Source organism: Luteimonas qiangzhengi (genome assembly GCF_039548515.1).
Classification (GTDB): Bacteria; Pseudomonadota; Gammaproteobacteria; order Xanthomonadales; family Xanthomonadaceae; genus Luteimonas.
This window is the reverse complement of sequence record NZ_JBCLVE010000008.1, coordinates 76442-100442: the sequence shown is the minus strand read 5'-3', so window position 1 is coordinate 100442 and position 24001 is coordinate 76442. Positions and strand designations below refer to the sequence as shown.

19 protein-coding genes and 1 pseudogene are annotated in these 24001 nt (G+C 67.7%); 16 read left to right on the top strand and 4 right to left on the bottom strand.

The features are described from left to right. From ftsL to WCE59_RS07105, 14 genes and pseudogenes are all read left to right on the top strand, one after another. Nucleotides 1-261, top strand: a complete 261-nt coding sequence (gene ftsL, locus WCE59_RS07170) for a cell division protein FtsL (protein WP_449284131.1) — start codon at nt 1-3, stop codon at nt 259-261. Continuing rightward, nucleotides 258-1988 (top strand): annotated as a pseudogene (locus tag WCE59_RS07165) (peptidoglycan D,D-transpeptidase FtsI family protein); the annotation flags it as partial. The gene ftsL and the pseudogene WCE59_RS07165, both read left to right, overlap by 4 nt. An 11-nt stretch (nt 1989-1999) precedes the next feature. Next, the gene (locus WCE59_RS07160; RefSeq protein ID WP_343258056.1) at nt 2000-3484 is read left to right on the top strand and encodes a UDP-N-acetylmuramoyl-L-alanyl-D-glutamate--2,6-diaminopimelate ligase; all 1485 of its coding nucleotides are present in this window, start codon (nt 2000-2002) and stop codon (nt 3482-3484) included. After that, complete coding sequence (locus WCE59_RS07155) at nt 3481-4896, top strand: UDP-N-acetylmuramoyl-tripeptide--D-alanyl-D-alanine ligase (protein WP_343258055.1); 1416 nt, start codon at nt 3481-3483, stop codon at nt 4894-4896. The genes WCE59_RS07160 and WCE59_RS07155 overlap by 4 nt, the downstream gene beginning before the upstream one ends. Then, nucleotides 4886-5971: a phospho-N-acetylmuramoyl-pentapeptide-transferase gene (gene mraY / locus WCE59_RS07150; protein ID WP_343258054.1), complete on the top strand. Its 1086-nt coding sequence runs from the start codon at nt 4886-4888 to the stop codon at nt 5969-5971. The genes WCE59_RS07155 and mraY overlap by 11 nt, the downstream gene beginning before the upstream one ends. Next, nucleotides 5971-7197, top strand: coding sequence for a putative lipid II flippase FtsW (ftsW, locus tag WCE59_RS07145; RefSeq protein WP_343258053.1), 1227 nt, complete (start codon nt 5971-5973; stop codon nt 7195-7197). Before mraY ends, ftsW begins: the two co-directional genes overlap by 1 nt. Beyond that, on the top strand, nt 7194-8642 hold the full coding sequence (murC, locus tag WCE59_RS07140; protein ID WP_343258052.1) for a UDP-N-acetylmuramate--L-alanine ligase: 1449 nt from the start codon (nt 7194-7196) through the stop codon (nt 8640-8642). Before ftsW ends, murC begins: the two co-directional genes overlap by 4 nt. Beyond that, a complete protein-coding gene (locus WCE59_RS07135; protein ID WP_343258051.1) occupies nt 8639-9577 on the top strand; it encodes a D-alanine--D-alanine ligase in 939 nt (312 codons plus the stop codon). Before murC ends, WCE59_RS07135 begins: the two co-directional genes overlap by 4 nt. Beyond that, nucleotides 9574-10410, top strand: coding sequence for a cell division protein FtsQ/DivIB (locus tag WCE59_RS07130; protein WP_343258050.1), 837 nt, complete (start codon nt 9574-9576; stop codon nt 10408-10410). Before WCE59_RS07135 ends, WCE59_RS07130 begins: the two co-directional genes overlap by 4 nt. Continuing rightward, nucleotides 10407-11642 (top strand): cell division protein FtsA, encoded by a 1236-nt coding sequence (gene ftsA, locus WCE59_RS07125; protein ID WP_343258049.1) that lies wholly within the window; start codon nt 10407-10409, stop codon nt 11640-11642. Before WCE59_RS07130 ends, ftsA begins: the two co-directional genes overlap by 4 nt. A gap of 110 nt (nt 11643-11752) precedes the next feature. Then, nucleotides 11753-12988: a cell division protein FtsZ gene (gene ftsZ, locus WCE59_RS07120; protein ID WP_343258048.1), complete on the top strand. Its 1236-nt coding sequence runs from the start codon at nt 11753-11755 to the stop codon at nt 12986-12988. 257 nt (nt 12989-13245) lie between these two features. Then, nucleotides 13246-14154: a UDP-3-O-acyl-N-acetylglucosamine deacetylase gene (lpxC, locus tag WCE59_RS07115; RefSeq protein ID WP_343258047.1), complete on the top strand. Its 909-nt coding sequence runs from the start codon at nt 13246-13248 to the stop codon at nt 14152-14154. 435 nt (nt 14155-14589) lie between these two features. Next, on the top strand, nt 14590-16227 hold the full coding sequence (locus tag WCE59_RS07110; RefSeq protein ID WP_343258046.1) for an NAD+ synthase: 1638 nt from the start codon (nt 14590-14592) through the stop codon (nt 16225-16227). 62 nt (nt 16228-16289) lie between these two features. Further along, entirely contained in the window at nt 16290-17177 is an 888-nt protein-coding gene (locus WCE59_RS07105; protein ID WP_343258045.1) for a vitamin K epoxide reductase family protein, read from the top strand. A gap of 18 nt (nt 17178-17195) precedes the next feature. On the opposite strand, the gene WCE59_RS07100 is transcribed toward WCE59_RS07105, so the two are convergent. Beyond that, nucleotides 17196-18044 (bottom strand): outer membrane protein assembly factor BamD, encoded by an 849-nt coding sequence (locus WCE59_RS07100; protein ID WP_343258044.1) that lies wholly within the window; start codon nt 18042-18044, stop codon nt 17196-17198. 153 nt (nt 18045-18197) lie between these two features. On the opposite strand from WCE59_RS07100, the gene rluD reads away from it, so the two are divergent. Both rluD and pgeF read left to right on the top strand, forming a co-directional pair. Next, nucleotides 18198-19148 carry a 23S rRNA pseudouridine(1911/1915/1917) synthase RluD gene (gene rluD, locus WCE59_RS07095; protein WP_449284130.1) on the top strand — a complete coding sequence of 317 codons (951 nt, stop codon included), beginning with the start codon at nt 18198-18200 and terminating at the stop codon, nt 19146-19148. A 1-nt stretch (nt 19149) separates the two neighbouring features. After that, nucleotides 19150-19986 carry a peptidoglycan editing factor PgeF gene (pgeF, locus tag WCE59_RS07090; RefSeq protein ID WP_343258042.1) on the top strand — a complete coding sequence of 279 codons (837 nt, stop codon included), beginning with the start codon at nt 19150-19152 and terminating at the stop codon, nt 19984-19986. Between the two features lie 28 nt (nt 19987-20014). Here pgeF and otsA read toward each other — a convergent pair whose 3' ends face one another. The 3 genes from otsA to otsB are packed head-to-tail and all read right to left on the bottom strand — an operon-like array spanning nt 20015 to nt 23906. Beyond that, a complete protein-coding gene (gene otsA / locus WCE59_RS07085; protein ID WP_343258041.1) occupies nt 20015-21385 on the bottom strand; it encodes an alpha,alpha-trehalose-phosphate synthase (UDP-forming) in 1371 nt (456 codons plus the stop codon). Continuing rightward, nucleotides 21382-23163 (bottom strand): glycoside hydrolase family 15 protein, encoded by a 1782-nt coding sequence (locus WCE59_RS07080; RefSeq protein WP_343258040.1) that lies wholly within the window; start codon nt 23161-23163, stop codon nt 21382-21384. The genes otsA and WCE59_RS07080 overlap by 4 nt, the downstream gene beginning before the upstream one ends. Beyond that, on the bottom strand, nt 23160-23906 hold the full coding sequence (gene otsB / locus WCE59_RS07075; protein WP_343258039.1) for a trehalose-phosphatase: 747 nt from the start codon (nt 23904-23906) through the stop codon (nt 23160-23162). The genes WCE59_RS07080 and otsB overlap by 4 nt, the downstream gene beginning before the upstream one ends. Between the last annotated feature and the right edge of the window lie 95 nt (nt 23907-24001).

The following is a 24001-nucleotide window of genomic DNA, read 5'->3' as shown; positions in this document are numbered from 1 at the left end:
ATGCGCCTGATCGTCGCGGTACTGCTGGTGGCCATCGTGATCACCGCCATCGGCGTGGTCCATGCGCGTCACCAGCACCGCCAGCTGTTTGTCGAGCTGACCCGGCTGGAGCACGACCGCGACGAGCTCAATATCGATTTCGGCCGCCTGCAGCTGGAACAGGCCACCTGGGCGGAAAGCAACCGCATTGACCAGGTGGCGCGCGAGCGGCTGGGGATGAAGTTCCCCGAAGCCGTCGACATCGTGGTGGTGCGGCCATGATCGACAAGCTTTTGCGCAGAAACAACCGCCCGGCACAGCGTCCGGGCCGTGCGCGTTTCAACCTGCGCGGCCGCCTGGCCCTGGTGGCCGGTGCGATGGGGCTGTGCAGCGTGGTGCTGGTCGGGCGTGCGGTGGACCTGCAGCTGATCGACAACGCGTTCTACCAGCAGAAGGCGGATTCGCGCTTCCTGCGCGAGCTGCCGATCCCGACCTCGCGCGGCATGATCACCGACCGCAACGGTGAACCGCTGGCGATTTCCACCCCGGTGGCTTCGCTGTGGGCCAACCCGCAGGAGCTGGTGAAGCATCCGGACCGGATCACCGAACTGGCCGCGGCCATCAACGTCGATGGTGAGGAGCTGACGCGCCGGGTCGCGCAGCGCGCCGACAAGGAATTCATGTACCTGCCGGGCCAGCGCCGGATCCATCCGGCCACCGCGCAGAAGGTGCTGGACCTGGGCGTGCCCGGGGTGTTCAGCCAGCGCGAGTACCGCCGTTTTTACCCGCAGGGCGAGGCGATTGCCCACGTGCTGGGTTTCACCAATATTGATGACCGGGGGCAGGAAGGGGTCGAACTGGCGTTCGATGACTGGCTGCGCGGCCGTCCGGGTGCGCACCGGGTGATCCGCGACCGTCGCGGCCGGATCGTCGAGAACGTGGATCTGGTGCGGGCGGCCGAGCCGGGCAAGGACCTGGTGCTGAGCATCGACCGGCGTATCCAGTACCTGGCCCATCGCGAGCTGCGCAACACCCTGGTGCGCACGGGTGCCAGCGCCGGATCGGCGGTGGTGCTGGATGTGGCTACCGGTGAAGTGCTGGCCATGGCCAACCTGCCGGCCTACAACCCGCATGTGGTCGGCGCCGACGATCGCGATGCGCGCCGCAACCGTGCGGTGACCGACCTGATCGAGCCGGGTTCGACCATCAAGCCGATCACCGTTGCCGCGGCGCTGCAGGCCGGGGTGGTGACCCCCACCACGCCGGTTGATACCAGTCCGGGCTGGATGGCCAACGGCCGCTTCCGCACGTCCGATGTGCGCAACTACGGCCTGCTCGATGTCACCGGTGTGATCACCAAGAGCTCCAACGTCGGCGTCAGCAAGCTGGCGGCGATGTTGGACGATCGGCAGTTTTACGACGTGCTGCGCGCGTTCGGCTTTGGTGCCAGCACCCGCAGCGGATTTCCGGGCGAAGCTGCAGGCCTGTTCGCCGATCCCAGCCAGTGGAGCGGGACCGACAAGCAGACCATGTCCTACGGCTACAGCCTGTCGGCCACCCCGCTGCAGGTGGCCGCGGCCTATGCGGCGATCGGCAACGGGGGCCTGTGGACCCAGCCCACCTTCATCAAGGGCCAGCACGGTGAAACCCGCCAGGCGATCGCGCCGGACGTGGCCGATGCCGTGCTGAAGATGATGCATACGGTCACCGGCCCGGGCGGCACTGCCCGCCAGGCACGGATCCTCGGCTACAACGTCGCCGGCAAGACCGGCACCTCGCGCAAGGCCAGCGCCGGCGGATATTCGCGCCGCTACGTATCCTTCTTCGCCGGCCTGGTACCGGTGGACAACCCGCGATTCTCGATGGCGATCGTGATTGACGATCCCGATCCGGCCAAGGGCTATTACGGCGGGCTGGTGGCGGCACCGGTGTTCAAGGACGTCATGGAAGGTGCGCTGCGCCTGATGGACGTGCCACCGGACGACATTGAAACCTGGCTGGCGGCCCAGGAGGACAGGAAATGAGCGCCGGGATGCCGCTTGCAGCGCTGCTGCCTGACATCGCGGGTATCCCCGCCGACCTGCGCGTGAGCGGGCTGTCGCAGGACAGCCGCGCGCTGCAGCCGGGCGATGCCTTCCTCGCCATTCCGGGCTTTGGTACCCACGGCCTGCGCTTCGTCGCGCAGGCGCGGGCGGCCAATGCTGCGGCCATCGTGTTCGAACCACCGGCGCCCGAGGGCGTGGATGTGCCGGTCGATGCGATCGCCGTGCCGGGGCTCACCGCGCGGATAGGCGAAATGGCCGACCGATTTCACGGCAATCCTTCCGCGGCGATGACCGTGGTCGGGGTGACCGGAACCAACGGCAAGACCTCGATCGTGCAGATGCTGGCCCAGGCCTGGACCTTGCTGGGCCGCGTCGCAGGCAGCGTCGGCACGCTGGGCGCGGGCCTGCACGGCCACGTGCAGCCGACCGGCTTCACCACGCCGCAGGTGTCGCAGACGCACGCGCTGCTGGCCCGATTGCGCGACGCCGGTGCCGGCGCCGTGGCGATGGAGGTCAGCTCGCACGCCCTTGACCAGGGCCGCGTGGGTGCGGTGCATTTTGCAGTGGGCGTGTTCACCAATCTCACCCGCGACCACCTGGATTACCACGGTGACATGCAGGCCTATGGCGCCGCCAAGGCGCGCCTGTTCGCCACGCCGGGCCTGCAGGCGGCTGTGATCAATCTGGACGATGCCCACGGGCGCGCACTGCACGACGCGCCGCCGCAGGGGGTGCGCCGGGTCGGGACCAGCGCCCGGGGGGCTGCGGATGCCAGGGTGCGCGCCGGGAACATCGTGCTTGATGCCGAGGGCACCGGCTTCGACCTTGATATTGGTGGTCAGGTGCATGCGCTGCGCACGCCGCTGCTGGGCCGCTTCAACGTGGACAACCTGCTGGCGGTGGCCGGGGTGCTGGACGCGCTGGGCGAATCCGCCGGTGATATTGCCCGCGTGCTTGGCCAGCTGCAGCCGGTGGCCGGACGCATGAACCGCCTGGGTGGAGGCGCCCGCGAGGGAAATACACAGCCGCTGGTGGTGGTGGATTACGCCCACACCCCGGACGCGCTGGAACAGGCGCTGGCCAGCCTGCGCGATCACGCGCGTGGCCGGATCGTGTGCGTGTTCGGCTGCGGTGGCGAGCGTGACCGCGGCAAGCGCCCGCAGATGGCGGAGATCGCCGAACGACTGGCTGACACCGTGGTGGTGACCGACGACAACCCGCGCCGGGAAAACGGTGATGCCATCGTCGCCGACATCCTGGAAGGCTTTGCCGATCGCGGCGCCGTGACCGTGCAGCGTGACCGGCGCGCCGCCATCGAGCACGCGGTGGGTAGGGCCGCTGCCGGTGACATCGTGCTGGTGGCAGGCAAGGGTCACGAGCCCTATCAGGAAATTGACGGCGTACGCCATCCGTTTGATGACGCCAAAGTGGCGCAGGCAGTGCTGGAGGCCAGGGCATGAATCCGCTGCCGCTCTCGCGCATCGCCCAGTGGACCAGCGGTCGCCTGCACGGCGTGACCGACGGTTCCGACATGGTGATCGACGCGATGTGCACGGACACCCGCGGCTTCGACGCGACCGATGACAGCGCTGCGCTGTACGTGGCGATCGTGGGTGAGCGCTTCGACGGCAACGACCATGTGCAGGCCGCGGCCGATCTGGGCGCGCGGGCTGCGCTGGTGTCGCGGCCATCGTCGGCCCGGATCCCGCAGGTGGTGGTCGACGATACGGTGCGCGCGCTGGCGGCCATCGCCGCCGGCATGCAGCACAGTCGTGCCACCCGGGTGGCGGCAGTCACCGGCAGCAATGGCAAGACCGGCGTGAAGCAGATGCTGCTGTCGATCCTGTCGCCGCTGGGTTCGACCTGCGCCAACCCGGGCAACCGCAACAACGAAATCGGCCTGCCGCTGTCGGTGATCAACGCGCCGGAAGATGCGCAATACGCGATCTACGAAATGGGCGCGGGCAAGCCTGGCGATATTGCCTGGCTGACCAACGTGGCGCGCCCGGATGTGGCCCTGGTGAACAACGTCGCCCCGGCGCATCTGGAGCGCATGCACAGCCTGCTGGGCGTGGCCGAAACCAAGGGCGCGATCTACGACGCGCTGCCGGCGGACGGAGTGGCGGTGATCAATGCCGACGACGCGTTCGCACAGTTTTTCGCCGGCCGCTCGCACGGCCGCCGGGTGATCCGCTTCGGGCTGGAGGCCAGCGCCGACGTGACCGCGCGCGACGTGCGCGTGGGCGAGGAAGGCTCGCGCTTCACCCTGCTGACGCCGCAGGGCGAGGCCGAGGTGCAATTGCCCGTGGTCGGCCGCCACAACGTTGCCAACGCACTGGCTGCGGCCGCGCTGGCGATCGGCATGGCCGATGCCTCGCCACAGGCGATCGCTGCCGGTCTGGCAGCGGCGCGCCCGGTGCAGGGGCGGCTGGTCCGGCACCGTCTGGCGTCGGGCGCGCTGCTGATCGACGACAGCTACAACGCCAACCCCGGCTCCCTGGTAGCGGCTATTGAGACCCTCGCCGCGATCCAGGGCGAAGGCTGGCTGGTGCTTGGTGAAATGGGCGAGCTGGGCATCGATGCCAAGGCGCTGCACGCCGGAGTGGGCCACCGCGCCCGCCAGGCCGGTATCGCACGGCTGTACGCCATGGGCACGCTGGGCCGGGCCGCCGTGGAGGCCTTCGGCGAAGGCGGCCGCAATTTCGATGGCCATGCGGCGCTGATTGAAGCGCTGCGTGGCGAACTGCACCCGCAGGCGCGGGTGCTGGTGAAGGGGTCGCGCAGCAGCGCGATGGAACGCGTGGTTGCAGCGCTGCTGGAAGACGGCGCCGCACCACGGAAAAACAAAGGGAGCTCCACCGATGCTGCTTGAACTGGCGCGCTGGTTGCAGGGCCTGGAGAGCTTCTTCGGCCTGTTCAACTACCTCACCTTCCGCGGCATCCTTGCCGCGCTGACGGCGCTATTGCTGTCGCTGTGGTGGGGGCCGGCGGTGATCCGGCGCCTGGCCCAGTACAAGGGCGGCCAGCCGATCCGCGACGATGGCCCGAAGACCCACTTCTCCAAGGCCGGCACGCCGACCATGGGCGGCGCCCTGATCCTGATCTCGGTGGCCGCCTCGGTGCTGCTGTGGGGCGACCTGCGCAACAAGTACGTGTGGCTGGTGCTGGCAGTGATGGTCGCCTTTGGTGCGATCGGCTGGTACGACGACTGGCTGAAGATCGTCAAGCGCGATCCCAACGGCATGAAATCGCGGTGGAAGTACCTGCTGCAGTCGGTATTCGGCCTGGCGGCGGGTATCTACCTCTACCAGACGGCTGATGTGGCGGCGGCGACCACCTTCTACTTCCCGCTGTTCAAAGCGGTGGCGCTGCCGATGGTCGCCATCTCCTTCGTCGCGATCGCCTATTTCTGGATTGTCGGCTTCTCCAACGCCGTCAACCTGACGGACGGTTTGGACGGGCTGGCCATCATGCCCACGGTGCTGGTGGCGTGCGGACTGGGGGTGTTCGCATATGCCTCGGGCCATGCGGTGTTTGCCGATTACCTGCAGATCCCCCAGATCCCGGGCGCTGGTGAGCTGACCATCATCTGCGCAGCCATCGCCGGCGCGGGGCTCGGCTTCCTCTGGTTCAACACCTATCCGGCCATGGTGTTCATGGGCGACATCGGCGCGCTGGCGCTGGGTGCGGTGCTGGGCACGATCGCGGTGATCGTGCGCCAGGAACTGGTGCTGGTGATCATGGGCGGCATCTTCGTCATCGAGACGCTCTCGGTGATGATCCAGGTGGCGTCGTTCAAGCTCACCGGCAAGCGCGTGTTCCGCATGGCGCCCATCCACCACCACTTCGAACTCAAGGGCTGGCCGGAGCCGCGCGTGATCGTGCGCTTCTGGATCATCTCGGTGATCCTGGTGCTGGTCGGCCTGGCCACGTTGAAGGTGCGTTGATGGATCGATACGACGCCCCGGTCGCACGCCAGGCCACCCGGATTGACGATATCCACGGGCGCTTTGACCCGTGGCTGATCGGCGCTGCGGTTGCCCTTGCTGCGCTTGGCGTGGTGATGGTGGGGTCCAGCTCGATCGCCATCGCCGAAGAGCACGGCAGCGGGCCGTTCTATTTCCTCATCCGCCACCTGATGTTCCTGACGGTGGGCGTGGTGCTGTGCGTGCTCACGGCGCGCACCGAGCTCAAGGATCTCGAGGGCTACAACCAGCTGTTGCTGTTGGGCTGCTTCGTACTGCTGATCATCGTGTTCCTGCCCGGGCTCGGTCACACCGTCAACGGCGCCCGACGCTGGATCAACCTTGGTGTGGCCAACTTCCAGACGGTCGAGGCGGTCAAGCTGATGTACATCGTCTGGATGGCGAGCTACCTGGTGCGCTTTCGCGACGAGGTCAACGCCACCTGGGGCGCGATGATCAAGCCGCTGCTGGTGGCCGGTGCGCTGATGGGACTGCTGCTGCTGCAGCCGGACTTCGGATCGACCGCGCTGATCCTGGGCGTGACCGCCGGGATGCTGGTGCTGGGCGGGGTACACCTGCCGCGCATGGCCGGGCCGGTGGTGGGCGTGCTGGTGCTTCTCTCGATCGTTGCAGTCGCCGAGCCCTACCGGGTGCGCCGGATCACGTCCTTCATGGATCCGTTCGCCGATCCCTTCAACAGCGGCTACCAGCTGGCCAATGCGCTGATGGCGGTTGGCCGCGGCGAGCTCGGTGGTGTCGGGCTGGGGGCTTCGATCCAGAAGCTGTCCTATCTGCCAGAGGCGCATACCGACTTCATCTTTGCAGTGACCGCCGAGGAGCTGGGCTTCGTGGGCGTGTGCCTGGTGATCGGGCTGTTCGCGCTGCTGGTGGGTCGGGCGTTCTGGATCGGTCTGAAGTGCGTGGAGATGCGCCGCCACTTCGCCGGCTACTGCGCCTTTGGCGTGGCCCTGGTGATCGGCCTGCAGAGCACGGTATCGATCGGCATGAACCTCGGGCTGCTGCCGACCAAGGGCTTCACGCTGCCGCTGATTTCCTACGGCGGCTCCAGCGTGGTGATGACCTGCGTGGCCATCGGCCTGCTGCTGCGGGTGTCCTACGAACTCGACCGCGCCCAGCGCCAGGTCGCCCGCCTGCGGGGCGAAAGCGCTCCCGAGCGGATCGAACCAATTTTTGGAGAAACACCATGATCCGCCGCCTGCTCGACACCCGTGCGTTATCCACTGCCGAGGTGGGCAGGGCGTTCTCGCGCGTGCACTTCGTAGGCATCGGCGGCGCCGGCATGAGCGGCATCGCGGAAGTGTTGTGCACGCTGGGCTACCGGGTGTCCGGCTCCGACGTTGCCGAAAACGCTGCGGTCCGCCGCCTGCGCAAGCTGGGAGCCACCGTGCACCTGGGCCATGCCGCGGACAACGTGCAGGACACCGACTGCGTGGTGGTGTCCAGCGCGATCAGCGCGGACAACCCCGAGCTGGCGGAAGCACGCGCCCGCCGCATCCCGATTGTGCCGCGTGCGGAAATGCTGGCCGAGCTGATGCGCTTCCGCCGCGGCATTGCAGTGGCCGGTACCCACGGCAAGACCACCACCACGTCGCTGCTGGCCAGCGTGCTGGCGCGCGGCGGACTGGACCCGACCTTTGTGATCGGCGGCCAGCTGCTGGCCGCGGGCGCCAATGCGCGCCTTGGCAGCAGCGACTGGCTGGTGGCCGAAGCGGATGAAAGCGACGGCAGCTTCCTGCGCCTGAACCCGCTGGTGGCGGTGATCACCAACATCGACGCCGACCACATGGAGCACTACGACAACGACTTCGGTCGGGTGCGCGCGGCGTTCTCGGAATTCCTGCATCGGCTGCCGTTCTATGGGCTGGCGGTGCTGTGCCTGGACAGCCCGGAAGTGGCTGCGCTGGCCGGTAATGCTTCGCGTCACGTCACCACCTATGGCTTCGACGAGCGCGCCGATGTGCGCGCCGAGAACGTGCGCCAGGACGGCGCGCGGATGCGTTTCGACCTGGTGCTGGCGGATGGCCCGCGTACCGAAGTGACCCTGGCGCTGCCGGGTCGGCACAACGTGCAGAATGCGCTCGCAGCCGCCTCGGTGGGCTGGCAGCTTGGCGTGAGCCCGGAAGCCATTGCCGAGGCGCTGGAGGAGTTCGAGGGTATCGGCCGGCGTTTCAACCTGAAGGCCGAGTTGCGTACCGCGCGCGGTGCCACCGTGCAGCTGGTGGACGACTATGGCCATCACCCGAACGAGTTGGCGGCCGTGTTCGAAGCCGCCCGCGGCGGCTGGCCGGACCGGCGCGTAGTGGTGGCCTTCCAGCCGCACCGCTACAGCCGTACCCGTGACCTGCTGGACGACTTTGCCGGCGTGCTGTCGGAAGTGGATGCGGTGGTGCTGACCGAGGTGTATCCGGCCGGCGAGGAGCCGATTCCGGGTGCCGACGCGCGCTCGCTGGCACGTGCGATCCGCGCGCGCGGCCGGGTCGATCCGGTCGTGGTGGACGACGTGGCCGAGCTGGTGCGCGTGCTGCCCGACGTGCTCGAAGACGGCGACCTGCTGCTGATGATGGGTGCCGGTGATATCGGCCAGGCCGTGCAGCGGCTGGCGGATGAAGGCTTTCCGGAGGCGTCTGCATGAGCCTGCAGGTGCCGCCGCTGCAGGTGACCGATCCGGCCGTTTTCGGCCGGGTTGCGGTGGCCCTTGGCGGGACGACCAGCGAGCGCGAGGTCTCGCTGGACTCCGGCCGCGGGGTGCTCGAGGCGCTGCGCGCGCGTGGCGTGGATGCGCATCCGGTGGATGGCATCCCCGCGCTGCTGGATGAAATCCGCGCCGGCCGCGTGGACCGCGTGTTCAACATTCTTCACGGCGGCGACGGCGAGAACGGCGTGCTGCAGGGGCTGCTGTCGGCGCTGGGTGTGCCGTTTACCGGCCCGGGCGTGCTGGGTTCGGCGCTGACCATGGACAAGATCCGCACCAAGCAGGTGTGGGAAGCCGAGGGCCTGCCCACGGCGCGCTTCGTGCGCCTGCCGCCCGGCGCGGATGTGCAGGCCGCGGTGCGCGAGCTTGGCCTGCCGGTGTTCATCAAGCCGTCCGCGGAAGGCTCCAGCGTCGGCGTCTTCCGCGTCGAGGATGAGGCTGGACTCGCCGAGGCGGTGGCATTCGCCCGCGACTATCCCGAAGAACTGCTGGCCGAACAGCTGGTGGCCGGCGGCGAGTACACCGTGGCAATCCTGGGCGGGTTGGCGCTGCCCTCGGTCCGGATCGTGCCGGCCCGCGGCTGGTACGACTACCACGCCAAGTACGTGGCCGACGACACGCAGTACCTGTGCCCGGGCCTGCAGGGCGATGACGAAACCGTGCTTCGCCAGCTGGCGCTGGAGGCTTTCCGCGCCGTGGACTGCAGCGGCTGGGGCCGGGTGGACGTGATGCGCCACGCCGATGGCCGCTTCGCGCTGATGGAAATCAACACCGCGCCGGGCATGACCAGTCACTCGCTGGTGCCCAAGGCGGCCGCCCAGCTGGGAATCGATTACGCCGAGCTGTGCTGGCGGATCCTGGAGGCGACCCTGTGACCGCAATGCTGCGCACGCTGGTGTGGATCCTGGCCCTGGCACTGGTGGCGCTGCCGGTGGTGGCGGTGCTGGAAGGCTGGATCGGCGCCGAGCGCTGGCCCCTGCGCACCCTGCGGGTGTCCGGCGAGCTGGTGCACGTGGAAGACGCCCGCCTGCGCGAAGCGGTGTTGCCCTACGCCCACGACGGATTCTTCGCCATGCGCCTGGCCGATGCCCAGGCCGCGGTGGCCGCGCTGCCGTGGGTGCAGAGTGCGGAAGTACGCAAGCGCTGGCCGGATGTGGTCGAGGTGGAGGTCACCGAACACCGTCCGTTCGCGCGCTGGGGCGATGACCGGCTGCTGTCCGAACAGGGCACGCTGTTTCCAACTACCGGCATCAAGCCGCCGCCGCGTCTGCCGCAGTTCCACGCCCCCGACAGCCGCGTGACCGAGGTGGTGGCGCTCTACAACGAGTCGCGGGTGCTGTTCACCCCGCTTGGCTATGACGTGCGCGAGCTGGTGCTGGACACCCGCGGCAGCTGGTCGCTGGTGCTCACCAACGGCACCCGGATCACGATCGGCAGCCAGCAGGCCCGGCCACGCCTGGAGCGTTTCGCCCGCCTGCTTCCGCAGCTGCTGCAGGCACGCACCGATCGGCTCACGCGCGCCGACCTGCGCTACACCAACGGCTTCGCCCTGGTCTGGGGCGAGGACGAAGACGACGCGACTGGCGACACCGACGTCGCCACGGTCGCTGCCACGAGTACGGCTAAGGCCGCGCTTATGAATCGGCAGCGCCTCATGACCGGCTCCGGCTGGTCTTCACCTCCAATGAATCACGGCACCCGCACATGAACCGCAAAGGCGACAAAGCCCTCATCGTCGGACTCGACATCGGCACCTCCAAGGTGGTGGCGCTGGTCGGCGAGTATTCCCCCGGCAATCCGATCGAAGTGATCGGCATCGGCAGCCACGAATCACGCGGTCTCAAACGCGGCGTGGTGGTGGACATCGAGTCGACCGTCCAGTCGATCCAGCGTGCGATCGAGGAGGCCGAGCTGATGGCCGGCTGCGAGATCCGCTCGGTGTACGCCTCGATCTCGGGCAATCACATCCAGTGCCGCAATTCACAGGGCATCCAGCCCATCCGCGAGGGCGAAGTGAGCTGGACTGATCTCGACCGTGCGCTCGACGCCGCCAAGGCGGTCGCGATCCCGGCCGACCAGCGGATCCTTCATGCAATTCCGCGCGAGTACGTGCTGGACCAGTCGCAGGAAGGCATCCGCAATCCCGTCGGCATGACCGGCGTGCGCCTGGAGGTGCACGCGCACCTGGTGGTGTGCGCGCAGTCGGCGGCGGCCAACGTCAGCAAGTGTGTGCAGCGCTGCGGTCTGCAGATCGACGATCTGATCCTGTCCTCGCTCGCTTCCAGCCACGCGGTGCTCACCGGCGACGAGAAGGAGCTTGGCGTGGTGCTGGTGGACATGGGCGCCGGCACGACCGACCTGGCGGTGTTCGTGCAGGGCGCGATCTGCCATACGGCCAGCCTGCCGATCGCCGGCGACAAGGTGACCGAGGACATCGCCCACATGCTGCGCACGCCGACCCCGGAGGCCGAGCAGATCAAGGTGCGCTACGCCTGCGCGCTGGCCCAGCTGGCGACCAGCGAAGAGTCGATCCAGGTGCCGAGTGTGGGCGACCGCGCGCCACGCCGCCTGCCGCGCCAGTCGCTGGCCCAGGCAGTGCAGGCCCGCTACGAGGAGATCTTCGAGATGGTGCAGGCCGAACTGCGCCGCTCGGGCTTCGAGCAGCACGTGCGCGCCGGCATGGTCCTGACCGGCGGCGCCGCAAAGATGGAAGGCGTGGTCGAGCTGGCCGAGGAAATGCTGCAGATGCCGGTGCGGGTGGGTAACCCGCAGCACGTGACCGGCCTGGGCGAAGTGGTCGGCAACCCGGTCCACGCCACCGGCGTGGGCCTGCTGCTGATGGGCAGCCAGATTGAAAATCCGCGTCGTCCGGTGAGTTCCGCCGGGCCGGCGATGAACTTTCTCAGGAAATTGAAGGAGTGGTACCGCGGCGCGTTCTGACGGCGCGGAGCAGGAGCGGCAGGTGGAAGGACGACGGTAACAGGCAGGACCCGGCAACACGTTTCACAGCAAAAAACATAACCAGAAATTCAGCAACGAGGACTCATGACATGGCGCACTTCGAACTTGTAGAAAAAATGGCTCCGAACGCCAACATCAAGGTGTTTGGCGTCGGCGGCGGCGGTGGCAACGCGGTCGCGCACATGGTGGCGAGCAGCGTGGAGGGGGTGGAGTTCATCACCGCCAACACCGATTCCCAGGCAATCCGCAACTGCGGTGCCAAGCTGCAGCTGCAGCTGGGTGACAGCGTGACCAAGGGTCTGGGCGCAGGCGCCAACCCCGAGGTCGGCCGCCAGGCCGCACTGGAAGACCGCGAGGTCATCATTGAATCCCTGCAGGGCGCCGACATGGTGTTCATCACTGCGGGCATGGGCGGTGGCACCGGGACCGGCGCCGCGCCGGTGGTGGCGCAGTTGGCCAAGGAGATGGGCATCCTGACCGTGGCAGTGGTCACCAAGCCGTTCCCCTTCGAGGGCCGTCGCCGCATGCAGGTGGCGCTCAAGGGCATCGAGGACCTGAGCCAGCACTGCGACTCGCTGATCACCATCCCCAACGAGAAGCTGATCTCGGTGCTGGGCCGCAACGCCACGATGGTGCAGGCGTTCCGCGCTGCCAACGACGTGCTGCTGGGCGCAGTGCAGGGCATTGCCGACCTGATCGTGCGCCCGGGCCTGATCAACGTCGACTTTGCCGACGTGCGCACCGTGATGAGCGAAATGGGCCTGGCGATGATGGGCACCGGCGAGGCGCGCGGCGACGACCGTGCCCAGGCCGCGGCCGAATCCGCCATCCAGAACCCGCTGCTCGATGACGTCAATCTGGCCGGTGCCAACGGCATCCTGGTCAACATCACCGCCGGCCCGGACTTCACCATGGCCGAGTTCGACGAAGTAGGCCGCACGGTGGAGAACTTCGCCAGCGAGGACGCGACGATCGTGATCGGCACCGTGCTCGATCAGGACATGCAGGACGAAGTCCGTGTGACTGTGGTCGCCACCGGCCTGCACCGCGGCGCCGCTCGCCAGGCTGTCCGCGGCGGCGAGTTCGCCCAGGAGCAGGGGCGTCGTTCGCACGTCCAGCTGATCCACACCCAGGCCAAGCGTGATGGCACCACCGGCCTGCCGATCGACGATGTGGTGAGCATGGAAACCCAGGCGCCGAGCATTGCTTCCAGCCTGCGTGGCCACAGTGCGGAGCCGGCCTCCAAGCCGGAAACCGCCGACTTCGGCACCGACAGCAGCAGCTATCTTGATATTCCCGCTTTCCTGCGTCGCCAGGCGGACTGAGCGGTCGGGAGTGCAGTCACTGCACTACTGATCCATGTCCGCGTCCTCTTGCCATCGGGCTTCGCCGGCCCGATGGATTTTTACTCGCCCCCGGGGTTCCGGGGGCGGGCGTTTTGCTCTCCCTCACGCTGGCTGATGCAGGCTGGTGCAAGGTGCTTCATGTGGCGGCTGCTTCCGTTCAGGTTCAGCAGGCCGCGTGTTAATATTTCGTGCGTTCGTTCACAGAGCGAGCCGCACTCCCACGAACCGAACAGACGATGCCCAAGCAGCGCACCCTCCAGAACATCATCCGCGCCACCGGCGTGGGTCTGCACAGCGGCGAGAAGGTCTATCTGACCCTGCGCCCGGCACCTGTGGATGCCGGCATCGTGTTCCGTCGGGTTGACCTTGACCCGGTGGTTGAAATTCCTGCCCGTGGCGACCTGGTCACCGAGACCATGCTGTGCACCGGTCTGACCCAGGGCGAGGGCAAGGTGATGACGGTCGAACACCTGATGTCGGCGCTGGCCGGGCTGGGTGTCGACAATCTTTTTGTGGACCTGTCCGCGGCCGAGGTGCCGATCATGGACGGGTCGTCGGGTCCGTTCGTGTTCCTGCTGCAGTCTGCCGGGATCCAGATCCAGGACGCGCCCAAGCGTTTCATCCGCATCAAGCGGCCGGTGGAAGTGCGCGATGGCGACAAGATTGCGCGGTTCGAGCCGTATGACGGTTTCCGGCTGGGCTTCACGATCGAGTTCGATCATCCGGCGATCCCGGTGTCGGAGTCGCGGGCGGAGGTGGAGTTTTCCACTGAGGCGTATATCCGCGAGGTGAGCAGGGCGCGTACGTTCGGGTTCATGCGTGATCTGGAGTTCATGCGTGATCGCAATCTGGGCCTGGGTGGCTCGATGGACAATGCGATCGTGCTGGATGAGTTCCGGGTGTTGAACGAGGATGGGCTGCGCTACGCGAACGAGTTCGTGCGCCACAAGATCCTGGATGCGATCGGGGATCTGTATCTGGCTGGAAAGCCGATCCTGGGGGCGTTCGAGGGGTTCAAGTCGGGGCACGCGCTGAACAACACGCTGGTGCGGGCGCTGATGGCTGAGGAGTCGGCCTGGGAAGAGGTGAGTTTCCCGGAAGGTGCGGCTGCTCCGGTGGTTTACGGCGAGCCTGTGCCAGCCTGATCCGGGTTCGCACACGGATGGCTCCGTGGTCGGCCCTGGGTGGCCCACGCCTGGAATGTCCTGATTCCCAGGCTTCTTTTGAATACTCGGTGACCTGACGGGCCCCGGCGCGGCCGGCAGGCCTTTGCGCTTCATGTCCCCCGGCCTGCGCCTGCGGCTACGGCCTCCTCCTTTACTTACGCGCAAAGGCCTCCCGGCCACGACGGGGCTCGGTTCCGAAAAGGTTGTGCGTCCGGTCCCGGCTTGCAGCTTTGTGCCTGGTGTTTCTGTAGGAGCGCGCCATGCGCGCGAAGCCGGGTGACCCATGAGGCGAGGGACCTCGTTAGAACCGCATTGGAGGCCCGCATCTCCGCCGTTGTCTCGCCACAGTGCTCGCACGGTGACAACTCGAGGCCGTCCTACAATGTGGCCTGGTTTCGTAAAGGCGTCACTCCCATGTCCCAAAAGCTGCGAATCGCCCTGGCACAGTTCGATTTCCCGGTGGGAGCGGTGGCGGAGAATGCCCGGCGGATCGGGGCGCTGATTGATGAGGCGCGCGATGTGCATGGGGCGGATCTGGTGCTGTTCCCGGAGTTGGCGCTGAGCGGGTATCCGCCGGAGGACCTGTTGCTGCGGGAAGAGTTCGTGCGCGATTGCGAACAGGCGCTGCACGGGATCGCCGAGCATGCGCGCGGGATCGTTGCGGTGGTTGGGTGGCCGGAATCTGCGGAGGGTGCGCTCTACAACGCTGCGGCCGTGCTGCGCGAGGGCCGGGTTGAAGCCAGCTACAGAAAGCGCGAGCTGCCGAATTACGGGGTGTTCGATGAGCGCCGTTATTTTGAGCCCGGTGGCGATGGCGCTTCCCTGGTGTTCGAGGTGAAGGGTGTGCCGGTGGGCACGCTGATCTGCGAAGACCTGTGGCGCTCGCAGCCGCTGGCCGACACGGTTGCTGCCGGCGCGCGGCTGGTACTGGTGTCCAATGCGTCTCCGTTTGAGCTTGGCAAGCAGGCGTTCCGGGACGTGCTGTTGGCCGGTCGCGCGAAAGAGAGCGGGACGGCGCTGGCCTACCTCAATACGGTTGGGGGGCAGGATTCGCTGGTGTTTGATGGTGGGTCGGCCCTGGCCGACGCGGATGGCCGGGTGCATGGGGCCGCCGTCGCATTTGAAGAGCAGTGGCTGGTGGCGGATTTTGATCCCCAAGCCGGTGGCTTTGCGCCCGTGCAATGGCCGCTGGAACAGGATCCCGGCGAGCATTCGCTGGCCTGGCGCGCGGTGGTGCGCGGGCTGCGCGATTACTGCGGCAGGAACGGGTTTTCCAACGTCTGGCTGGGACTGTCGGGCGGACTGGATTCGGCGGTGGTGCTGGCCGTGGCGGTCGATGCGCTGGGCGCCGATGCGGTGACTGCCGTGCGGCTGCCCTCGCGCTATACGGCGGGGCTGAGCAATGACCTGGCCGCCGAGCAGTGCAGGGCGCTAGGTGTGCGCATGCTTACCGTGCCGATCGAGGCGCCATTCCGGGGATTCATGGATGCGCTGGCGGAAACCTTCGACGGGCGCGAGGCGGATGTGACCGAGGAAAACCTGCAGTCGCGCACCCGCGGGGCACTGATGATGGCGCTGGGCAACAAGTTCGGCGGCCTGTTGCTGACGACCGGCAACAAGAGCGAGTACGCGGTGGGCTACGCGACCATCTATGGCGATATGAACGGCGGTTACGCGCCGCTCAAGGACCTCTACAAGACCCGGGTGTTCGCGCTGGCGCGCTGGCGCAACTCGATCGCGGACGAGCCGGTGATCCCGCCTGAGGTGATCTCGCGCCCGCCCTCCGCGGAGCTGCGCGAAGACCAGCGTGATGATGATTCGTTGCCACCGTATGAAGTACTCGATGACATCCTGGAGCGGCACATCGAAGGCGCCCAGTCGCGTGCCGAAATCGTGGCCGCCGGCCATGACGAAGCCATCGTCGAACGCGTGCTGCGCTTGGTACGGATTGGTGAATGGAAGCGGCATCAGGCCGCACCCGGCCCCAAGGTCACCCGGTGCGCGTTCGGCCGTGAGCGCCGCTATCCGATCAGCAGCGGCTACCGCGGCTGACTCCGGGTAACTGACCCCCAGCGCGCCGGTAGAATGCAGGCAATCGTTCAGGGGTATTGGCAATGGCAAGAAAGAAGCGTCGGCCCTCCGGCCAGAAACAACCTGGCACCGGCGTGGCCGGGCAGCCGCGTCCACAGCCGCGGCTGAAGCCCGATCCGTGGATCCTGTCGCTGGCGGTGATCGGTGTGCTGTTGACCGCTTACCTGGCCCTGGCCGGTGGCGCGCCCGCATTCTGCGCCGAGGGCGGCGGCTGTGATGTGGTCCAGGGCAGTCGCTGGTCCAGCCTGCTCGGCCTGCCATTGGCCGTGTGGGGATTTGGCCTCTATGCCCTGATCGCGCTGGCGGCGGCGACCGGCTCCGCGCCCTCGACGCGTTGGCGGCGGCTGTCGCGCCTGACTGCGCTGGGGCTGGCGATCAGCCTCTATCTGACCCTGGTCGGCATCGTCGCGCTTGACGCTGTCTGCGGCTGGTGCCTGGTGTCGCTGGCGATCATGGCGACGCTGTTCGCCCTGGTGCACCTGCGACGTCCTGGTGCGCCGTCGGGCACGCAAAGCTGGAGCAGCTGGTGGCTGGGCAACGCGTTCCTTGCCGTGGGCGTGGTGGTGGCCCTGCAGCTGGTGCTGGGCGGCGTGCTGGACCGGCGTCCGGAGAATCCGCGGGTTGCAGCGCTGGTTGACCACCTGCAGGCCACCGGGGCGCGCTATTACGGTGCCTCGTGGTGCGGCAGCTGCGCGCGCCAGACCCGCATGTTCGGCGCCTCGGCCGGACGCCTTCCTTACGTCGAGTGCAGTCCGCAGGGGCGCGGCGGCCCGGTCGCCCGGGAATGCAGCGCTGCGGGCGTGTCCTCGTATCCGAGCTGGCAGATCAACGACCTGATGCACTCCGGCATTCGTACGCCGGAAGAGTTGGCCCAGCTGTCCGGCTTCCCCTGGGATCAGGAGCGGGACTGAGGCGGCGTACCGCTCGCCTTACATGTCGATCGGCGAGCGCTCACCGGCGAACGGGTTGATCTTGCGGATCGACCAGGGGTAGCGGGGCCAGTTGCCCTGCAGCCACTGGTGGTCCGGCTCGTTCAGCTCCAGCACCCGGCGCGCGTCGGCAGCGAGGGTTTCGTTGCCCAGCCGGGTGTAGGCCTCGGCAAGCACGGCGATCGCGTCGTTCTGGTGGCTTGACTGCGGATAGGTTTCCAGCAGGTACGTGGCGCGGCTGGTGGCAGCCACGTTGGCGCCGCGGCGCAGGTAATACAGCGCCGCGTCCAAGTCATGACGGGCGAACATGTCACGCAGCCCGAGCATGCGCTCGCGGGCATCCACGGCATAAGGGGTGTTGGCGAAACGCTCGGCAACCACCGCGAAGTCCGCGTACGCCTGCTGCGGCGTCGCCAGATCCCGGCTGCTTGCGTCCAGTGACCACACGCGTTGCATGAACACCGTGTCGCGCGAGGCGTTCACCAGCCCGCGCAGGTAGTACATGTAGGCCGAGTGGCGGTGGGTCGGGTAGGTGCGCAGGAAGCGGTCGATGCTGGAAATCGCCTCCTCGTGGCTGCCCATCTTGTACTGCGCGTAGGCGGTTTCGATCAGCGCCTGCTCGGTGTACGGGCCGTACGGGTACTGGGCCACCAGGCGGCGGTAGACGGTAGCGGCACGGTTCCAGTTGCCCATGCGCATCGCCTGGTGCGCCGTTTCGTAAAGCTCTTCAACGGGAACGCCTTCGTTCACGTCGCGATCGCCGCGTGAGCGGCTGCAGCCGGAAGCGAGGAAAATGGCCAGCAGCGCCAGAAGGAGCGCATTGCGCAGCAGGAAACCGGGTCGGGTCATGAGGTCTTGGGCGTAAGCGGCACGAAAGGCGGATAATAGCAGCCCGCATCGCCACACCGGCGCAAGCGCCTGAATCGACCCCTGCCCATGAATGCCCCGCCTGACGACCTGCCCCTCCAGGATGAAAACGCCGATGACACCGGATCCCGCCAGATGCGGATCCCGGAATCCCAGGCGGGCCGCCGCCTGGACGTGGTGCTGGCCGAGCTGTTCCCCGAATTCTCCCGCTCCCGCCTGGCGGGCTGGATCCGTACCGGCGATGCGCTGCTGGATGGCAAGGCCATGCGTCCGCGCGATGCCGTCGCCGGGGGAGAGCTGGTCACCCTGGACGTGGTGTTGGAAGAGCAGACCCACGACGAGCCGGAAGACATCCCGCTGGATGTGCTCTACGAAGACGAACACGTGCTGGTGATCAACAAGCCTGCCGGCATGGTGGTGCATCCGGGTGCGGGCAATCGCAGCGGCACCCTGGTCAACGGCCTGCTGTTCCGCGATCCGACGCTGGCCACGCTGCCGCGGGCCGGAATCGTGCATCGCCTGGACAAGGACACCTCTGGAGTGATGGTGGTTGCGCGCACCGTGCAGGCGCACGCCGGGCTGGTTGAACAGCTGTCCTCGCGCTCGGTGCACCGGCAGTACCTGGCCGTGGTGGTGGGCTCGCTGATCAGCGGTGGCACCGCCGACGCGCCGATCGACCGCCACCCCCGCGACCGCCTGCGCATGGCGGTGCGCGACGATGGGCGCGAAGCCATCACCCATTACCGCCTGCGCGAACGTTTCCGCGCCCACACGGTGCTGGAGTGCCGGCTTGAAACCGGCCGCACGCACCAGATCCGCGTGCATATGCAGCACCAGCGTCATCCCATCGTCGGTGACCAGCTTTACGGCGGCCCGGTGAAGCTGCCCAAGGGATCTTCCGGCGAGGTGATCGCTGGCCTGCGCGGCTTCCGTCGCCAGGCACTGCACGCCGAAACCCTGGAGTTCATCCATCCGGTCAGCGGTGAACCAGTGCGCGCCACGGCACCGGCCCCCGATGATCTGCTGGCCCTGATCAGGATGCTGCGCGAGGACTCGGCCGCGCACGCCGCTACGGAGTGGCGCTGAGGTGAGCGCGACAGGTCCGGCACTGCCGGTCCTGCAGGGGGACTGGGCGGCCCCGCACGGGGTCACCGCGTTCGCCACGTTGCGCCGGGGCGCGGGCGTGTCACGGCCGCCCTTCGATACATTCAACTTCGGTAACAGCCGCGCCGCCGATGGTGATGATCCGGCAGCGGTGGCTGCCAATCGGGCGGGGCTGGTGGCGCTGGCCGGCCTGCCTTCCGCGCCGCATTGGCTGCGCCAGGTGCACGGTACCGGCGTGGTGCGCTTCGATCAGTCGCTGCCGGTGACTGATGCCGACGGTGAACTGCAGCGCATGGGCTTGGAGCCTGAAGCGGATGCCGCCGTCACCGGAGAGCCCGGCGTGGTGCTGGCCATCCTGACCGCCGACTGCCTTCCGGTGGTGTTCGCCGCGCGCGATGGCAGCGAGGTGGCTGCCGCGCACGCCGGTTGGCGTGGCCTGGCCGATGGCGTGCTGGAGCACACCGTGGCCTCGATGCGCACGGCGCCCTCCGGGCTGCTGGCCTGGCTGGGTCCAGCGGCCGGACCGCAGGCCTACGAAGTGGGGGCCGAGGTGCGCGACGCCTTCATCGGCGCCGATTCCCGCGCCGTAGATCCTCGCGCCGCCGTGGCGTTCACCGCCACCCGGCCCGGGCACTGGCATGTCGATCTGTATGCGCTGGCCCGGCAGCGGCTGCAGGCGGCCGGGATCGCGGTCGGTGACATCAGCGGTGGCGGGCTGTGCACCATCTCCGATCCGCGACGCTTCTATTCGCACCGCCGCGACGCCCGAACCGGCCGTCTTGCAACGGTGATCTGGCGCCAGCCACTGCCCAGGTCCTGAAGTGCAGCGGTCCTGAAGTGCAGCCGGCTCAGGCGGTGGCGGAAAGCGCCTCGAGATAGCGGCGACGCCATGCATTGATGTCGTGCGTGCGCAGGTGTTCCATCATTGCGTTCCAGCGCTCGCGGCGCTCGGCCAGCGGCATCGCGGCGGCGTAGGCGATGGCATTGGCCACGCCGTCCAGGTCGTGCGGGTTGACCAGCAGTGCCTCGCGCAGCTCGTGCGCGGCGCCGGCGAAGTGCGAAAGCACCAGCACGCCCGGGTTGTCCGGGTCCTGCGAGCCCACGTACTCCTTGGCCACCAGGTTCATGCCGTCGCGCAGCGGGGTCACCAGGCCGACCGAAGCCATCCGGTAGAAGCCGGTCAGGGTGGAATGGGCGAAGTTCCGGTTCACGTAGCGCAGTGGAGTCCAGTCCGCGCTGGAGTGGGTGCCGTTGATGTGGCCGGCGATCTGCTCCAGCTCGGCGCGCAGCTCCTGGTATTCCTCCACGTCGCCGCGCGAGACCGGAGCGATCTGCAGATAGGTCAGGCCGTCCGCATCCGGATCCTTGCGCTCCAGGTAGCGCTCGAAGCCGCGGAAGCGCTCTGGCAGGCCCTTCGAATAGTCCAGCCGGTCCACGCCGATCACCAGCCCGCCCTGGGCCAGGCTGCGCTGCAGGCCCCGCACCATGCGCTTGGAAGTGGCGGCCTGGGCCTGCTCGGCGATCCGGGCGGTATCGATGCTGATCGGGAATGCAGCTGCCCGCAACCGGCGGCCGCTGGGCGCCTCGATCACTCCGTCACTGAGTACCTTGCCGCCGCCGAACAGGCGCACGTAGTCCTGGAACCGTTCCACGTCGCGCACCGTCTGGAAGCCCAGCAGGTCGTAGTCGTACAGTGTGGAAAACAGCCGCGAGTGATCTGGCATGGCCGCGGCCAGGTCGGAGGAGGGCATGGGCACGTGCAGGAAGAAGCCCATCCGGCAGCCTACGCCGCGCTCGCGCAGCAGCGAGGCCAGCGGGATCAGGTGGTAATCGTGGATCCACAGCGTGTCGCTGTCGCGCAGGTGTGGTGCTAGCCGTTCGGCGAACAGGGCATTGACCCGGCGGTAGCCCTCGCGGGTTTCGCGCGTGTAGTCCACCAGGTCCAGACGGAAGTGCAGCAGCGGCCACAGGGTGCGGTTGGCGAAGCCGTTGTAATAGCTGTCGTTGTCGGCCTGGCTGAGGTCCATGGTGAGGTAGCGGATGCCGTTTTCGGTTTGGTCGTGCAGCTCGCCGCTTTCATCGCGAACGGTGCGGCCGCTCCAGCCGAACCACAGTCCGCCGCGTTCGCTCAGCGCATCGTGCAGGGCCACCGCCAGCCCGCCGGTCTGGTTCTCGCCGGGAATGGCGACCCGGTTGGACACCACCACCAGCCTGCTCATGAGGCCTCCGTCCACGGTCTGGACAGGCGCATGGCCGCAGTGATCAGGCCGACATGGGAGTAGGTCTGGGGGAAGTTGCCCCAGGCTTCGCCGTCTTCGAAGGCCAGGTCCTCCGACAGCAGGCCCAGGTGGTTGCGCCGGGCCAGGATGCGTTCGAAGAATTCGCGCGCCTCGTCCTTCCGGCCGATCGCGGCCAGCGCGTCGATGTACCAGAAGGTGCAGATGGTGAAGCTGGTCTCGGGCGAGCCGAAATCATCGGGCGCGATGTAGCGGAACAGACCATCGCCGCGGCGCAGGTCGCGGCCCACGGCCTCGACCGTGGCGATGTAACGCGGATCGTCCGCGCCGATGAATCCGATTTCCTCCAACAGCAGCAGCGAGGCGTCCAGGTGCTCGCCGCCAAATGTGGCGGTGAAGTGGCCGAGCTCCTCGCTCCAGCCCTCGGCCAGCACCCGCTCGTGGATCTTCCCGGCTTCCGCACGCCAGTGCCGCTCGCGGTCCGCCAGGCCAAGGTGCGCCGCGATCCGCGCCAGCCGGTCGCAGGCGGCCCAGCACATGGCCGCGGTGTAGGTGTGCACGGCCGTGCGCCCGCGGAACTCCCACAGGCCGGCATCGGGCACGTTGCTCAGCTCCACCGCGCGTTCGCCCAGCGGCTCCAGGCGGCGGAAGGTGTCTTCATCGCCTGGGTCTGACAGGCGCTGGTCGAAAAACAGCTGGGTCGAGGCCAGCATCACGCTGCCATACACATCGTGCTGCTTTTGCACCCAAGCCAGGTTGCCGCGCCGCACCGGTCCCATGCCGCGATAGCCGCGCAGGGTAGGCACTTCGTGCTCTTCCAGCTTCTCGGCGAAGTCGATCCCGTACAGCGGCTGCAGGCTGCCATCGTGGGTGGCGATGTTGAAGATGTAGCGCAGGAACCCTTCCATGGTACGGGTCGCACCCAGGCGGTTGAGCGCACGCACCACGAAGGCCGCATCGCGCGGCCAGCAGTAGCGGTAGTCCCAGTTGCGCGCCGTATGTGCGGCCTCCGGGATGGAGGTGGTCATGGCGGCGATGATCGCGCCGCTGTCCTCGTACTGGCACAGCTTGAGGGTGATGGCCGAGCGGATCACCGCCTCCTGCCAGTCCAGCGGAATGGACAGATACCGCACCCATTCGCGCCAGTAGCTGGTGGTGCGCTCCAGCGCTTCCTGCATGAATCCGGTCAGCGACCGCGCCAATGATTCGTCCGGCCCGAGCAGCAGGTGCATTGGCTGGCCAAGCACGAAGGGGATTTCATCGCGCACGAAGCGGATCGGCACGTCGGTGGTCAGGCGCAGCGTGACCTCCGGCAGCAGGTAGCGGACATGGTTGCTGCCCCAGGTGGTCTCCACCCGCTCGGCACCCCAGTGTTTGAGCGGGCGCAGCCGGATCCGCACGCGCGGGCTGCCCGCCAGCGGCGTGATCCTGCGCATGATCGACACCGGACGGTATAAGCGGTCCTGATTGCGCCAGCGAGGAGCGAAATCGAGCACTTCCACCGCGCCGCCGCTGTCGTCGTACAGCACCGTGCGCAGGATGGCGGTATTGGTCACATACGCCTGCTCGCTGCGCTGGAACCCTTCCAGCTCGATGCTGAAATCCCCGGCGTCGTGGTCACGCGGCTCGAGCAGGGCGCAGAACGCCGGGTCGCCATCGAACGCGGGCAGGCAGCTCCACACCACCCGTGCGTGGCGGTCAATCAGCGCGGCGAAACTGCCGTTGCCGATCACGCCCAGATCGAGGTTCGACCGATTCATGCGGAGGTTCCTTCCTGCAGCCATTCCAGCACCGCGGCGGTGTCGGCCAGGCCGTGCAGGGCGGCGCTGGGCGAGCGCCGGCCCACCAGCACGCTGGCCCCGCCGCGGGCGTTGACCACGGCGAAGCCATGCTCGTCGGTGAGGTCATCGCCGACGAAGACCGGCCTGCGTTCGCGGAAGGGTTCCTGCTCCATCAGCAGGTCGATGGCATCGCCCTTGTCGGCTCCCTTGGGTCGCAGCTCGACCACGTGGTTGCCGGCCTGCAGGCAGTAGCCCGGCAGGCGTCGCAGCGTGCCTTCGGCGAATCCGTGCACGGCGTCCGCGTGTCCGGGTGCGTTGCGCCAGTGCAGTCCGATGCTGGTGCCCTTGTCCTCCACCACCGTGCCCGGATGCGCTGCGGCGAATGCGTGGGCATCTTCCAGGACATCAGCCAGCGCGGCCGGGGCGGGCGGTGGGGACCGGAGAGAGACACCGTTGCGCAGCTCCAGTCCATGCATGCCCGCGGCAGGCAGCCGCAGCGGGTGAAACAGGGTATCGAGCGAACGCAGCGGCCGGCCGCTGATCAGCGCCAGCGCGCCGTCGAGTTCGCGATGCAGCAGGCGCAGCACTTCGGGCAGCGCATCGGGAACCGTGACCGCGTCGGGCCAGGGGGCGAAATCAAGCAGGGTGCCGTCGACGTCAAGAAACAGCGCGCAGCGTGAATCAAGCGGTGGCGGCGGTGTCCGCGGAAGGTCAGCAACCATGTGCGCGATTGTGCCGACGCCCCTGGGAAGACCGTGTTCACATCCGCCGGGCGTATTCATCCGGGTAGCCGATAATGGCGGCTTCCCCCATCCAT